The sequence below is a fragment of the Deltaproteobacteria bacterium genome (assembly GCA_029210625.1).
In the GTDB taxonomy this organism is placed as follows: domain Bacteria; phylum Myxococcota; class Myxococcia; order SLRQ01; family SLRQ01; genus JARGFU01.
This window is the reverse complement of sequence record JARGFU010000026.1, coordinates 10291-24363: the sequence shown is the minus strand read 5'-3', so window position 1 is coordinate 24363 and position 14073 is coordinate 10291. Positions and strand designations below refer to the sequence as shown.

General features: G+C 72.7%; 9 protein-coding genes. 7 read left to right on the top strand and 2 right to left on the bottom strand.

All coding sequences use genetic code 11. The features are described 5' to 3' along the window. Positions 1-2 precede the first annotated feature (2 nt). Positions 3-1250 (bottom strand): DUF4105 domain-containing protein, encoded by a 1248-nt coding sequence (locus P1V51_20585; GenBank protein ID MDF1565446.1) that lies wholly within the window; start codon positions 1248-1250, stop codon positions 3-5. A gap of 317 nt (positions 1251-1567) precedes the next feature. Between P1V51_20585 and P1V51_20580 the strand changes: the two genes are divergently transcribed. Continuing rightward, positions 1568-3601, top strand: coding sequence for an alpha/beta fold hydrolase (locus tag P1V51_20580; GenBank protein MDF1565445.1), 2034 nt, complete (start codon positions 1568-1570; stop codon positions 3599-3601). 111 nt (positions 3602-3712) lie between these two features. On the opposite strand, the gene P1V51_20575 is transcribed toward P1V51_20580, so the two are convergent. Further along, positions 3713-4108, bottom strand: coding sequence for a response regulator (locus P1V51_20575; GenBank protein ID MDF1565444.1), 396 nt, complete (start codon positions 4106-4108; stop codon positions 3713-3715). Positions 4109-4230: 122 nt separating this feature from the next. Between P1V51_20575 and P1V51_20570 the strand changes: the two genes are divergently transcribed. Genes P1V51_20570 through P1V51_20545 form a run of 6 tightly spaced genes read left to right on the top strand, consistent with a single transcriptional unit; the run spans position 4231 to position 14064 of the window. Continuing rightward, positions 4231-4698 (top strand): chemotaxis protein CheW, encoded by a 468-nt coding sequence (locus tag P1V51_20570; GenBank protein MDF1565443.1) that lies wholly within the window; start codon positions 4231-4233, stop codon positions 4696-4698. Continuing rightward, positions 4695-6149 carry a tetratricopeptide repeat protein gene (locus P1V51_20565; protein ID MDF1565442.1) on the top strand — a complete coding sequence of 485 codons (1455 nt, stop codon included), beginning with the start codon at positions 4695-4697 and terminating at the stop codon, positions 6147-6149. Before P1V51_20570 ends, P1V51_20565 begins: the two co-directional genes overlap by 4 nt. Beyond that, positions 6150-7394, top strand: a complete 1245-nt coding sequence (locus P1V51_20560; protein ID MDF1565441.1) for a methyl-accepting chemotaxis protein — start codon at positions 6150-6152, stop codon at positions 7392-7394. Positions 7395-7397: 3 nt separating this feature from the next. Next, the gene (locus P1V51_20555) at positions 7398-9608 is read left to right on the top strand and encodes a response regulator (GenBank protein MDF1565440.1); all 2211 of its coding nucleotides are present in this window, start codon (positions 7398-7400) and stop codon (positions 9606-9608) included. Then, positions 9605-10669, top strand: a complete 1065-nt coding sequence (locus tag P1V51_20550) for a chemotaxis protein CheB (GenBank protein MDF1565439.1) — start codon at positions 9605-9607, stop codon at positions 10667-10669. Before P1V51_20555 ends, P1V51_20550 begins: the two co-directional genes overlap by 4 nt. After that, on the top strand, positions 10636-14064 hold the full coding sequence (locus P1V51_20545) for an adenylate/guanylate cyclase domain-containing protein (GenBank protein MDF1565438.1): 3429 nt from the start codon (positions 10636-10638) through the stop codon (positions 14062-14064). The genes P1V51_20550 and P1V51_20545 overlap by 34 nt, the downstream gene beginning before the upstream one ends. The last annotated feature ends 9 nt before the right edge of the window (positions 14065-14073 follow it).

The following is a 14073-nucleotide window of genomic DNA, read 5'->3' as shown; positions in this document are numbered from 1 at the left end:
GATCAGGCGGCGGCGCCCCGGTGCAGGCGCCACAGGGCCTGGGCCATCCCGACGTTGAGCGGGAGGAAGAAGGCGACCGGATCGATCACGTGCTGATCGAAGGCGGGCAGGAGCTTCAGCACGACGAGCAGGGCCGAGGTGATCGCCAGCGCCGTCCAGGAAAAGGAGAGCCAGCGGATGGCGCGCCTCGAGCCCCAGAAGAGGCCGATCCCCAGGGGGAAGGCCAGGGCCGTCAGGGGGTTCGCCAGGAGGTTGGTCTCGTTGAAGTGGGTCACCGTGTGCTCGGTGAACCAGAAGAAGCAGAGCACCAGCGCCGGGAAGCCGGCGAGCAGGCCGATCAGCAGATGCTCGAGCGCAAGCAGGGTGCGGGGCAGCTTCTTGCCGCTCTTCTGGTGCCAGCGCACCAGCAGCAAAGCGCCGCCTCCGAAGAGGAGGCCCCAGAGCAGGGCGAAGGGCCAGGTGGTGCTCGCCTCTTCGGGGACCGCCGGGCGCTTCGCCTCGAAGAGGGTCTTGCGAGACTTCACCAGCGGCACCGTCTGGCCGCTCTCGTCCACGTAGGTGGCCGCGTCCACCCGCGCCTCCATCACCGAGGGCAGGAACATCTCGTCCCAGACCCGGATCTCGCGGTCGATCTCGTCGTTCATCCAGTAGATGAGGACCTGGTTGACGTAGAAGCTCCGCTCGAAGTGCCGGCGGGTGTGATCCCGCAGGGGCATCGTGGCCGGGCCGCTGTTCTGCTCCTCGAACTGCCCGCCGGTCGCCTCGTCGATGAGGTCGCGGATGCGGGTGGCGCAGTTGTCGTCGTAGTGGTGGTAGAGGTAGGTGCGGTTCTCGGGACGGACGGCGATGGCGAGCTTGCGGGCCATCTCGAGGCGGCGCGAGGGAGAGAGGTTCAGCTCCTGGAGGCGCACCGAGCGATTGAGGCGCTTCTGGTAGAAGCTGAAGGAGCGCGCGGGGAGCTCGTCTCCCACCCAGAACTCCAGCCGGCCCATCAGGAACTTCGGCAGCATGTCCGGCCCGAAGTCGAAGTAGCCGAAGTTGTAGATCAGCTCCTGACCCAGGCGGGTGTCCTGCACCAGCAGGCCCGTGTGGCCGAACCACTCGGGGATCGTGTCCCCGTCGCCGAAGGTGACCAGGGAGATCTTCAAATCCTCGCCGCGGGATTCGCCTGTTCCCCAGGGCGCCTGGCGTTGGGCCAGCGCGGCCGCGGGGAGCACGAGGGCGACGAGGAGGGTGATCCGGTTGATCATCGAGGGGACGAAATATCCCCCCGGGCAGCGCCGGTCCACCAACGACGATCGGTCGTGCACGTCGACGTACACGTATAGCTCGCTTCACCTCACGGCTCGCTGGACACCCGCGTGAGCCGTGAGCCGTGAGCCGTGCCGGTGACCCGGGCTCCTCGAGAGTGGGCCGGGTGACCGGGAGAAGCCGTGGACGTGTACGTGGACGTGTACGTGGACGTGTACGTGGACGTGTACGTGGACGGAAGGGCTGTAAGGTCCCTTCTCCTTGCCGCCTCGATACCCGCTCGATAGCTTCCAGCCTCCCTCCCGGAGGAGCTTCCATGCCCCGCATCACCGCCGCCCTTCTGCTTCTTTTGGTCACCGCCTGCGGACCCAACGGCGGGAAGGTGGATCCCTGCTCTCCCGACGCCCTCCAGGTCCGCTACGCGCCGGGCGGGGGCGGCGACTCGGAGGCCGCGCGCTGGCTCGCCTTCCCCTGGCCCTCGAACCTTCGAACCCTCGCCTCCGGCTCCCCCGACGTGCGCGACTTCCCCAACCCCTCGGGCACCGACCTCATCGAGGAGTACCTGCTGACCGCCGGCACCCTCGACGGCTTCGGCCTGAACGCGCCGGTGCACCTCTCCTTCAACGGCCCGGTCTCGCCGGCCAGCATCCCCACGGATCCGGCCGCCTTCCTCGAGGCCGACGCGCCGATCCAGCTGGTGGACGTGGACCCCGCCTCCCCGGAGCGGGGCCGCCGCTTCCCCCTGCGCTGGCGCTACGACACCTCGGGCAGCTCCTTCCTCACCGCCGACTCCCTCTCGGTGGCGACCGCCTGGGGCTTCCCCCTGCGGCCGAAGACCACCTACGCCCTCTGGCTGACCACCGAGGTGCTGGGCGCCGACGATCAGCCCCTCACCCCGCCGGCGCTCTTCGCCGAGTCGATCGGCGCGCCCCTGGCCTGCGAGGGCGCCAGCGTCGACGCCGGCCTCGCCTCGGCGCTGGCCCTGATCCACGGCCCCCTCACCGACCTGCTCGGCGAGGAGGGGGTCGATCTCTCCACCCTCGCCGCGGCCACGGTCTTCACCACCCAGAGCACCGTCGACGACCTCGAGGCGATCTACCGGAACATCCACGAGGACCTGCCGGCGCCGGCCCTCACGGCCGACTGGCAGCCGATCGGCCAGAACGGCGAGAGCTGGCTCACCCGGCGCTTCGAGTGGGCCGCCGGGCGCAACGTGCGCTACGACGTCTACGAGGGGCGCTTCGACTCGCCCAACTACCAGGAGGGCACGGTCCCCTACGGCGCCGAGGGCGGCAACCTCCACCGCGACCCCGTCACCGGCGAGCCCCTCCCCTTCCGCACCGAGAGCCTGCGCTTCGTGCTGACGGTGCCCCAGGGTCCCCCGGGTGACGGCGGCGCCTGCTACCCCATCGTCGAGTACGCCCACGGCACCGGCGGCAGCGCCTACGGCTTCTCCTACGACACCGCCGGGCGGCTGGCCGGGCGGGGGCTGGCGGGGATCGGCCTGGACCAGCCCCTCCACGGCCCCCGGGGCGAGGGGAAGGTCTTCGACGTGGACATGATGTCCTTCAACTTCCTCAACCCCGACTCGGCCCGCTCGGGCTTCCGCCAGTCGGCCGCCGACACCTTCTCCCTGACCCGCTTCGTGCGCGAGTCCCTCGAGGTCCCCGCCACCGTCGCGCGGGGGGGCAGCCGGCTCTGCTTCGACCCCGACCGGGTCTCCTTCTTCGGTCACTCCCACGGCGGGCTCTCGGGCTCGCTGGCCGCGGCGGTGGAGAAGGACATCGGCACCTGGGTGCTCTCGGGCGCCGGGGGCGGCCTCTCGATCACCGCGATGGAGCGCAAGGACCCCTTCGACATCGCCGCGCTGGTGGTCGAGCTGGTCGAGCTGGACACCGCCACCGAGCCGCTGACCGAGCTGCACCCCCTGGTCGGGCTGGTGCAGCTCCTCACCGAGGTCACCGATCCGCTGGCCTACTCCCCCTACTGGCTCGAGCGCCGCGACGGCGCGCCGACCCCGAACATGCTGGTCACCTCGGGCTCCACCGACGCCGCCACGCCCTGGCGCACGGCCACGGCCATGGCGGTGGCCGCCGGCCTGCCGGTGATGCGCCCGATCGAGGTGCCCTCCCAGAGCTTCGATCTGGCGGGCCTCGCGCCGGTCGACTCCCCCGCCCGCCAGAACCTCGCGGGCGACGCCACCGGCGCCTTCCTCCAGTGGAAGAACGAGGACCACTTCGTGATCTTCAACCGCCCCGAGGCCATCCACGCCTCGATGGAGTTCCTGCGCTCCGCGGCCTTCAACGCCTCCCCCGTCATCGAGAGAGTCCCGAACCCGGACGTGAAGTAGTCCCTCGGGCAGAAGCGCGCGGAGGCGGCGCCCAGCCGGCGCAGCGCAGCGGTCCTGTGGACCCCCTTCTCGAGCTGGGGGGTGTGGGGGGAGCAGAGCTCCCCCCGCTCTTCAATCGTCGTCTTCGAGCAGGTCGTGGACGATGGTGGCGAGCTTCTCCGGATCGATGGGCTTGGAGACCACCGCGCTCGCCTTGCTGACCGCGCCGATGGCGTCGAGCTCGCTGCGGTTCACGCTGCCGGACATCAGCACCACCGGCGTCTGCCCGAAGCGCTCGTGCTGGCGGATCGCCTCGCAGAGCTGGGAGCCCCCCATGTCCGGCATGTTCACGTCGCTGATGATCAGGTCCGGACCGAAGTCCTCGATCACCTCGAGGGCCTCCTTCGCCGAGCTCACGGACTGGAACTCGTAGAAGCGCCCGACGAGGTAGACCGGCAGCAGCACCTGGATGGTGCGCATGTCATCGACGACGAGGATCTTCTTGGGGTGCTCTGGCTTGGAGGTCATCGGCCCGGGGGGAAAGAGGCGCCTCGATGATAGCGGATCCGGAGGAAGGGAAGGGCTCGATCCTCCTTCGGGACTCCGGGCTATACTACGCGGCGGCCCACTTGCCTGGCCAACCCCCCCTGATGACCTCGTTCCTCTCCTTCTCCGTCTCCAGCGAGTGCTATGCCGTCCCGGTGGAGCGGGTCGAGGAGGCCCTCCGGCTGGCCTGGCCCACCCCGGTCGCCGAGGCCCCCCCCGACGTGCTGGGCGTGCTGAACCTCGGGGGGGAGCTGCTGGTCGTGGTCGATCCGGCCCACCGGCTGGGGCTGAAGATCCAGCCCCCCTGCCAGGCCGACTTCCTCCTGGTGCTCTCCCGGGAAGAGGACCAGGTCGCCCTCAAGATCGACTCGATCGAGGGCCTGATCGAGGGCTCTCCCACGAGCACCCCCCGCTCGGCCTCGGCGCCGGCCTTCGTCGTGGGCTACCTCCTGCGGGAGGGCTCGCCGGTGGCGGTGCTCGACGTGGACGGGCTCCTCGATCCGAGGACCGCGGCCCTGGTGCAGGAGGTGAAGCAGCCCGACCCGCCCGAAGAGCCGAAGGAGGAGGCATGAGCCCCACGGTGGTGGGAGCCCGCCGGCCTCCCGCGATCAGCCGGCTGGTGAAGGTGATCCGGCGGCGCTTCGGCCTCGACTTCGGCGGCCAGCGCTTCCCGCTCCTCCTCGAGGGCCTCTCGACCCACGGGCGGGACCCCGAGCACACCGCCGAGGGCCTGCTCTCCGAGGAGCCGGCGCGCCTCGCCCGCTTCATCGAGCAGCTGGCCAACCACGAGACCTACTTCCTGCGGCACCCCATGCAGCTCGAGGCGGTGCGCACCCTGGTGCTCGAGCAGGCCGCCGAGGCCCGGGGGCGCGGCCGGATCGGCGGCGGCGCCCTCCAGGCCTGGTCCGCCGGCTGCTCCACCGGTGAGGAGCCCCTCTCCCTCTCCATCACCCTCCTCGAGGCCCGGGAGGAGGGCGGCCCCCAGGAGATCAAGATCCTGGCGACCGACCTCTCCAGCGCCGCGCTGACCCGCGCCCGCCGGGCCCACTACGGCGAGTGGTCCTTCCGCGGCGTGCCCGACTCCATCCGGGAGCGCTACTTCCGCCAGATCGACAAGCACTACGAGCCCCACGCGGCGGTGAGGGCGCCCATCGCCTACGAGCAGCACAACCTGCTGAAGGGCTCGCCGGGCGGCGCGACCTTCGACCTGGTCGTCTGCCGCAACGTGCTCATCTACTTCGATCGCCCGGCCCTCGAGGCGGCCTTCGCCACCTTCCAGTCGGCGGTGCGGCCGGGGGGCATCCTGGTCCTCGGGCCGGCCGAGGGCGCCGCCCGGATCCCGCCGGGCTTCACCTCCATCGACGTCGACGGGGTCATCGTCTACCAGCGGGAGGACGGCGCCGCGCGGCGCGCCCCCGCCCTGCCCTCCACCGCGAGCGAGGTCGCCCCGCGGCCCGGCCGCCTCCATACCCCGGCCCGGCGCCGCGGCAGCCTGGGCGACGGCGGCGCGATGGCCCGCAGCGCCGCGCGGCGGGCCGCCCGGGCGCGGCAGACGAGCGCGGACGGGGGCGGCCCGGCGGTCGAGCTCTCGCCGATCTCCCCGGTGACCATGGCCCGCCTCGCCGCGGACCAGGGCCGCCACGACGACGCCCGGCACCTCCTCCAGAGCGCCACGGGCCTGCCCGGCGAGGAGAGCGAGGCGCTGGTCATCCTCACCCTGGTCGAGCTGGACAGCGGCCACCTCGACGAGGCCGCCGAGTCCCTCGATCGGCTCCTCGCCCGTGAGCCAGACAGCCTGATGGGGCGCTACCTCATGGGCAACCTCCTCTCGACCCTCGGCCGGCGGGAGGCCGCCTGCGACTGGTACCAGCAGGCCCTGAAGCTGGTCGAGGCCGGCGCCGGCGCCGACGACACCCCGGTGGAGGGCGGCGGCGGGCTCTCCCGGGCCGAGCTCCACCAGACCCTCCTCTCCCTCCTCGGCTCCTGCGGGGGGGAGGGGATGCGCAGCGGAGGGCACCCCTAGATGAACCATCGACCCGGCCCCGAGGAGCGCCTCGGCCCCGAGGAGCTCGAGGCCCTGCTGCGCGATCGCGCCGAGGTGCTCGCCCGCCGCAGCGATCCCGAGGCCGCCCTGGTCGAGGAGGACGAGGTGCTGGTGGTGCGGGTGGGCGAGCTGCGCTGCGCGGTGGGCCTCACCGAGATCGACCGGGTGGTGGCGGTCTCCGACCTGACCCCCCTGCCGAACGCGCCGCCCCTGGCCGCGGGCCTGACCTACGTCGAGGGGCAGATCCTCACGGTGATCGATCTGGCGCGGGCCCTCGGCGGGCGCTCGAAGGAGATCACCGCCGTCATCCTCGCCGGAGAGGGCGACGCCGTGATCGCCCTGGGCCGCCAGCTCGACATCACCGCCGAGAGCCTCCACCGCCTCTCGCGGGAGATCCAGCAGGCCACCAAGGACCTGGGCACCGCCGGCGGCAACCTCCTGACCACCGCCACCCAGCAGGCCACCGGCGCCTCGGAGCAGGCCGCCGCGGTGGCCGAGATCACCACCACCGTCGAGGAGGTCCGGCAGACCGCCGAGCAGGCCGCCGAGCGGGCCCAGTCGGTCATCGGCACCACCGAGGCCGCCCAGGGCTCCTTCGACGAGGGCATGGGCGCCGTCGAGTCCACCCTGGAGGGGATGCGCGAGCTGCGCGATCAGGTGCAGTCCATCGCCCGGAACATCCTCTCCCTCTCCGAGAAGAACCAGAAGATCGGCGAGATCGTCGCGTCGGTCAGCGAGCTGGCCGAGCAGTCGAACCTGCTGGCCATCAACGCCTCGATCGAGGCGGCCAAGGCCGGCGAGCGGGGCCGCGGCTTCGCGGTGGTCGCCTCCGAGGTGCGCAACCTGGCCGAGCAGTCCAAGCAGGCCACGCGGCAGGTGCGCGCCATCGTCGGCGACGTGCAGGCCGCCACCAACAACGCGGTGATGGTCACCGAGGAGGGCGCCAAGAAGGCCGACGCCGGCGTGAAGCTCGCCCACCGCACCGGCGACACCCTGCAGCAGCTCGCCAACATCATCGAGGAGTCGATCCAGTCGGCGCGGCAGATCGCCGCCCTCTCCCGCCAGCAGGCCCTCGGCATCGATCAGGTCTCCGAGGCCATGCGCAGCATCCGCCAGGCCACCCGCGACACCGAGGAGGCCACCCGGAGCACCGAGGGCGCCGCCCGGGAGCTCGACAACCTCGCCGGGACGCTCTCGAAGCTCGTCGCCCGCCACACGGTCTAGCGAATGGCGCGTCGCATGCAGCTGCCCCCGGAGATCCTCGCGATCTTCCGGGACGAGGCGAAGGAGCACCTCGAGGACGTCGCGGCCGGCCTCGAGCAGCTCGGCGCCTCGGGTGATCCGGTCTCGGAGACCGAGCACCGGGTGAACCTCAAGCGCAAGCTCCACAACGTGAAGGGCGCCGCCAACAGCGTCGGCTTCGCGTCGCTGGGGAAGATCGCCCACGCCGCCGAGGATCGCCTGGCCACCGTCGCCGACGGCGATCCGGTGCCCCGGCAGATCGTCGACGACCTCTTCGCCGCCGTGCACTGGCTGCTCGAGTCCCTCGAGGAGCCGGGCGACCCGCCCGCCGAGCTCCAGCGCCGCCTCGGGCTGGAGGTGGAGGCCGCCCCCGAACCCGAACCCGAGCCGGAGCCGGAGCCCGCGCCGGAGCCCGCGGGCAAGAAGCGCAAGCGGGTCCTGCGCGGCACGAAGAAGACCCCGGCCTCCTCCGCCGACGACGCCCCGGGAGAGGAGGCGGGTCCGGCGGCGGCGAGCGGCGGCGCCTCCGGCGGCTTCATCCGGGTCAAGAGCACGGCCCTCGAGCAGGTGCTCTCTCCGGTCGCCGCCCTCGCGATGCTGCGGGTGCAGGGCCGGCGGGACATCGACCGCCTGGAGGAGCTGGCGCTCCTCTCCCAGCGCCTGGCGGATCGCGCCAGCGAGGGCCGGCTCGGCCCCGAGGAGATCGACGCCCTGCGGGAGCTCGGGGAGGAGCTGGAGCTGCAGTACCGGCACGGCCGCGAGTCCAGCCGCCGGACGGACCTGGCCCTCACCGACCTGGAGGATCAGTTCCGGCGGATGCGGCTGGTGCCCTTCCAGTCCCTCGAGACCTCCCTGCGCCTGACCCTGCGGGAGGCCTGCGAGGCCACGGGCAAGCAGGTCCGCCTCGAGGTCGAGGGCGCCGAGGCCGGCCTGGATCGCCGGCACCTCGAGCTGCTCAAGCCGCCCCTGATGCACATGCTGCGCAACTCGGTGGATCACGGCATCGAGCTGCCGGAGGCGCGCACCGCCCAGGGCGAGGATCCCACCGGGACCGTCCTCCTGCGCCTCGAGACCGGCGCCGACCGCATCACCGTGGTGGTCGAGGACGACGGCGCGGGCATGGACGTCGAGGCCATCTCCCGGAAGGCCCTCGAGCGGGGGCTGGTCACCGAGGAGGAGCTCGCCGGGCTCTCGCAGGGCCAGATCTTCGAGCTGGCCTGCAGCCCCGGCTTCTCCACCGCCCGGAAGGTCACCCAGGTCTCCGGTCGCGGGGTCGGCCTCGACGTGGTGCGCACCGCGATGGAGAGGGAGGGCGGCAGCCTCTCCATCGAGGCCCGGGAGCCCAAGGGCACCCGCTTCCTCCTCTCGCTCCCGGCGAGCCTGCTGACGACCAACGTCCTGCGGGTGACGGCCGGGGGCAGGGTCTACGCCCTGCCGGTCGCCGGCGTCGAGTCCACCTCCCGGGTCGACCCCGAGAGCATCTTCACCCTCGACGGCCGCCCCTGCGTGGAGATCGGCGGCCGCTCGGCGCTGGTCCACCGCCTCCAGGGCGTGGAGAGCCAGGGCGAGGGCGGCGACGAGCGCAGCCACGCGGTGGTGATCGTCACGCCCCGCGGCCGCGTCGCCGTCCTCGTGGATCGCATCCTCGGCGACGACGAGATGGTCGTGCGCGCCCTCGGGCCGCCCTACCGGAAGGTCCGGGGCGTCCTCGGCGCGACCATCGGCGAGGAGGGGCAGGTGGTGCCGGTGCTCAACCCGGTGGAGATCTTCGACATCGACCAGGCCGGGATCCGGGCGGCCAAGCCGAAGGCGGCCCGCGTCCGGCGCGCGATCCTGGTGGTGGACGACTCGATCACCACCCGCACCCTCGAGCGGCACGTCCTGGAGAGCCACGGCTACCTGGTGCAGACCGCCAGCGACGGCTCCCAGGCCTTCGAGGCCCTCAAGGCCGGCAACTACGACCTGGTGGTCTCGGACGTCGAGATGCCGGTCCTCGACGGCATCGGCCTGGCGCGGAAGATCCGGGCGGACCCGGAGCTGGGCAAGAAGCCCCTGATCCTGGTGACCTCCCTGGGCTCCGAGGAGGACGAGGAGCGCGGCCGGAAGGCCGGCGCCGACGCCTACATCGTCAAGAGCCGCTTCGATCAGACCCAGCTGCTCCAGACCATCGCCGAGCTGCTCGGAGACGCTGAATGATCGGAGCGGCCCTCGACCTCCTGGTCGTCGGCAGGGATCCGGCGGCCGTCGAGGCCCTCTCCACCGAGCTGGGCCAGTGCCCGGAGGTGGCGGTGGTGGGCACCGGCCACGACGTCGCCTCCATCCTGCGGATGGTCGAGCGGCGGGACCCCCGGATCATCGTGGTGGCGGTGAACACCGAGCTGGCCTGCCGCCTGATCACCGAGATCCGGGCGGAGGCCTCCCTCCCCATCGTCGCCGTCTGCACCGACTCGCGGCTGGGGATGAGGGCCCTCTCCTGCGGCGCCCTGGAGTGGGTCGAGGGGCACCGCGGGCGGGAGAAGATCCTCGAGTCGATCCGGCTGATGGCGAGCATCCGCACCATCCGTCACGCGCGCAAGCGCGCGGCCCCGCCCCCCGAGGAGGAGCCGACCTCCGGGCGGCGGCGCCCGGACTACCCCCGGCCCTCCGGCCCGCTGCGCCCGGAGGTCACCGGGCAGAGCCTGCCCCGGGTGGTGGCCATCGGCGGCTCGACCGGCGCCCCGGTGGCCCTCCTCGAGCTCCTCGGAGCCCTGGCCTCCCCGGTGCCCGCGCCGGTGATCATCGCCCAGCACATGCCCCACGACTACTCGGAGGCCTTCGCCCACTGGCTGGCCAACACCACCGGCCGGCAGGTGAAGCTGGCCCAGGCCGGCCACCCCCTCGAGCGCGGGATGATCCACGTCGCCCCGGCCAACCACCACACCACCCTCCTGCCCGAGGGGATCTTCCGCCTCGAGCGGGCGCAGGGCACGGGCGCGGCCCCCTCCATCGACCGCCTCTTCCGCAGCCTGACCGGTCTCACCGGGATGCAGCGCTTCGCGGTGCTGCTCACCGGCATGGGGCGCGACGGCGCGGACGGACTTTTGGCCCTGCGCCAGTCCGGCGCCCGCACCCTGGCCCAGGACGAGAAGAGCTGCGCGGTCTTCGGGATGCCCCTGGCCGCCGCCGAGCTGGGCGCCGCCGAGGCCCTCCTCTCCCCCGCCGAAATCGGCCTCACCCTGGCCGAGTGGCTGCTGCCGCCCTTGAATTTCGAGACCTAGGTTCAAAGCGCGCCCGGGTCGAGAAGAGGCCCGGGCGGCGAGGATCGGGTAGAATCCTCTCTTTCGGAGGGGACATCACGACCCTGCAACCACAGCGCTTCTGCCGCGCCTGTCGAGAACAGCTCCACCCCGAGGCCCGCTTCTGCTCGGCCTGCGGCGCGGGCACCGGTCTCCCCTCCTGCCACCACTGCCACGCCGGCCTCAAGTCCACCGACCACTACTGCTTCCGCTGCGGCAAGCCCACCGACTTCGAGGTCTCGCCGGCGGCCGGCTCCCCGGGCGCCCGCTGGAGCGACGAGCGGAAGATCGCCACGATCCTCTTCGCCGATCTGGCGGGCTTCACCGCGCTCTCCTCGACCCTGGAGCCCGACCTGGTCTGGGAGCTGGCCAACACCTGCATGAGCCCCCTGGCCCGGGAGGTCGAGGCGCGGGGCGGGACGGTGGTGAAGTACATCGGCGACGCCCTGATGGCCGTCTTCGGCGTCCCCCAGAGCCACCGCGACGACGCGAGCCGGGCCGTCGAGGCCGGCATGGCCATGGCCGGGCGGATCGAGGAGGTGCGCGGCGAGATCCGCGATCGCTTCGGCGGTGACATCTCCCTGCGCATCGGCATCAACACCGGCCTGGTGATGGTGGGCACGGTCGGCGAGGGCGCCGATCGCCGCCCCGACGTCCTGGGCACGGCCGTGAACCTCGCCAGCCGGATCGAGACCGCCGCCTCGCCGGGCGAGGTGCTGGTGGGCCCGGCGACCTGGCGGCGGGTGGCCGGCCGCTTCCTGGGAGAGACCCGCGAGCCCATCCCCCTCAAGGGCATCCCCGAGCCGGTCGCCCTGACCCGCATCACCCGGCGCCGCACCGAGGACGAGGAGCGCGAGGCCACCAACTGGATGCTCCACGCGCCGATGATGCGGGAGCTGGAGCTCGAGACCATCCAGACCTCCTTCGAGCTGGTGGTCCAGCAGGGGAGGGCCCGGATCGTCCGGCTGGTGGGCGAGGCGGGCCTCGGCAAGGAGCTGGTCCTGCGCCGCCTCTGGCGCAGCTTCAAGAGCGACCTGCGCAAGCCCCTCCTCCTCGAGGCCAGCGGGCGGCGCTGGCTCCCCGACACGGTCAGCCCCCTGGTGATCCTCGCGGGGCTCCTGCGCAGCTGGCACCTGGTGCCCCCCACGGCCAACCCCGGGGAGGCCCGCCAGCAGCTGATCCGCCGGCTGGAGGATCAGCTCGGGGCCGAGGCCAGCGCCAGCGTCTACCACCTGCTGGCCGACCTGGCCGGCCTGCACGACGTCGACGCCCGCTTCGAGTCCAACGCCAGCTACTCGAACCTCGACGAGGTGGTCGACGCCTTCGCGCTCTGGCTGCGCTCGCTGACGCGGCGGCGCCCGGTGGTGCTCCTCCTCTCCGACCTGCAGCGGGCGGATCCGGCGAGCCTCGACGCGCTGCCGCGCCTCTTCGATCGCCTCGAGCGCAGCTCGCTCCTCGGCGTGCTCTCCAGCGAGCCGCGCCTCGACGAGCAGCGGCCGGGCTACCTGGAGAACCGGGCGAGCTGCGAGCGCATCCTCCTGGGGCCGCTGCCCCAGGAGAGCATGGTGGCGCTGGTGCACGAGCTGCTCACCACCGTGGACAACGTGCCGGAGGAGGCGGCGATCTCCCTCGCCGAGCGGGCCGAGGGCAACCCGGGCTACGCCCGGGAGCTGGTGCGGATGCTGCACGATCAGCGGGTGATCGTGCGCGACGCCACGGGCCGCGGCACCTGGGACGCCTCGCTCTATCGCCCCGACGCCCTCCCCGAGACGGTGCAGGGCGTCCTCCAGGCGCGGCTCGACAGCCTGCCGCCCGAGGAGAAGGAGGTCCTCAAGCGGGCCGCGGTGGTCGGGCGGACCTTCTGGGCGGGGGCCGTGCGGGCGCTGGTGCCCCTCGCCGTGCAGCAGCAGGTGCCCCAGAGCCTCGAGAGCCTCTGCCACCAGCGGATCATCGATCGCCGCAGCCGCTCGCAGGTGCCCGGCGACGAGGAGTACGTCTTCAAGAGCAGCGCCCTGCGGGACACCGCGCTCTCCAGCCTCCCCGCCGGCGTGCGCCGCTCGGTGCACCTGGGCACCGCCACCTGGATGCGCGCCCAGGGCGAGGTCTGGGAGGACGGCCACCTCCTGCTGGCCTCCCACGCCATCGCCGGCGGGCGCCCCCAGGAGGCGCGCTGGCCCCTGACCTACGCCGCCCGCCGCGCCGCCGCGATCTACGCCAACGACTCGGCGGTGGAGCTCTACCGCCGCAGCCTCGAGCTCTGGCCCGCCGAGGTCGAGATCGAGGAGCGCGTCGCCGTGCAGCGCGAGCTGACCCAGGGCCTCGCGCGCATCGGCGAGGTCGAGGACGCCCTCTCGACCCTCGCGACCGCCGCCGAGGACTGCCGGGTCCTGCCGGACGAGCTGCGCGAGCAGCAGCTCGCCTGGATCGAGTTCGAGCGAGGCCTGATCCAGAAGGACGACGGCCGCTCGGCCGAGGCCCTCACCTCCCTCGAGAGCGCGCTCGCCCGCCTGGAGAGCTTCGAGGATCTGATCCTGCGGGTGCGGCTGCTGGCCGAGAAGGGCTTCCTCCACGGCAACGCCGGCGATCACGAGGCCAGCGAGGCCTGCCTGGTCGAGGCGGCCTCCCTGGTGCCCTCGCGCGCGCAGCGCGGCTCCGAGGCCTGGCGGGCGGCCGCCGCGCACCTCGCCAACGCCCGGGGCATCCTCCACATGCGCAAGGGCGAGTGGAAGGCGGCCACCCCCCTCTTCGAGCAGTCCATCGAGGAGAGCGAGGGGCTCGGCCTCTCCCGGGTCACCCTCCTGGCGCGGATCAACCTCGGCGCGATCTCCTTCCTCTTCCAGGACTTCGAGGGCGCCCTCGAGCACTTCGAGGGCGCGATGCACAGCGCCCGGCGCGCTGGCGACACGGCGCTGGAGTCGGTGGCCCGGGGCAACCGGGGCCAGGCCATGATGGAGCTCGGGCGCAAGAGCCAGGCCCTCGAGGAGATCCGCGCGGCCCTGAAGCTGGCGCGCGCCGGGCAGCGCCGGGACGTCATCGCCGACGCCGGCTCCTGCATGGCCGAGCTCCTCTCCGAGCGGGGCGAGTGGGCGGAGGCCGAGACCCAGGCCCGCGAGTCCCTCGCCGAGGCCGAGGCCATGGGCCAGCCCGTCTACGAGGTCGCCGCCCGCCGGGCCCTGGTCGCCGCCCTGGACTGCAAGCGCCGGGCGCGGGACCGCACCGAGGACCTGAGGGAGGCCCGGGCGGCCCTCGAGGAGGCCCTCGCCGCCGCCGAGCGCCTCCAGAACGTCGCACCGGAGGAGACCGAGCTCCTCCAGACCCGCTTCGCCGAGCTACTCACCGCCGACGTGATCGGCAGCACAGACCATCCCGCCGCCTAGGTGGGAGGC

Excerpts from the sequence above, each read along its gene's own strand:
- P1V51_20585 (MDF1565446.1), bottom strand. The coding sequence starts at position 1,250 with ATGATCAACCGGATCACCCTCCTCGTCGCCCTCGTGCTCCCCGCGGCC.
- P1V51_20580 (MDF1565445.1), top strand. The coding sequence starts at position 1,568 with ATGCCCCGCATCACCGCCGCCCTTCTGCTTCTTTTGGTCACCGCCTGC.
- P1V51_20575 (MDF1565444.1), bottom strand. The coding sequence starts at position 4,108 with ATGACCTCCAAGCCAGAGCACCCCAAGAAGATCCTCGTCGTCGATGAC.
- P1V51_20570 (MDF1565443.1), top strand. The coding sequence starts at position 4,231 with ATGACCTCGTTCCTCTCCTTCTCCGTCTCCAGCGAGTGCTATGCCGTC.
- P1V51_20565 (MDF1565442.1), top strand. The coding sequence starts at position 4,695 with ATGAGCCCCACGGTGGTGGGAGCCCGCCGGCCTCCCGCGATCAGCCGG.
- P1V51_20560 (MDF1565441.1), top strand. The coding sequence starts at position 6,150 with ATGAACCATCGACCCGGCCCCGAGGAGCGCCTCGGCCCCGAGGAGCTC.
- P1V51_20555 (MDF1565440.1), top strand. The coding sequence starts at position 7,398 with ATGGCGCGTCGCATGCAGCTGCCCCCGGAGATCCTCGCGATCTTCCGG.
- P1V51_20550 (MDF1565439.1), top strand. The coding sequence starts at position 9,605 with ATGATCGGAGCGGCCCTCGACCTCCTGGTCGTCGGCAGGGATCCGGCG.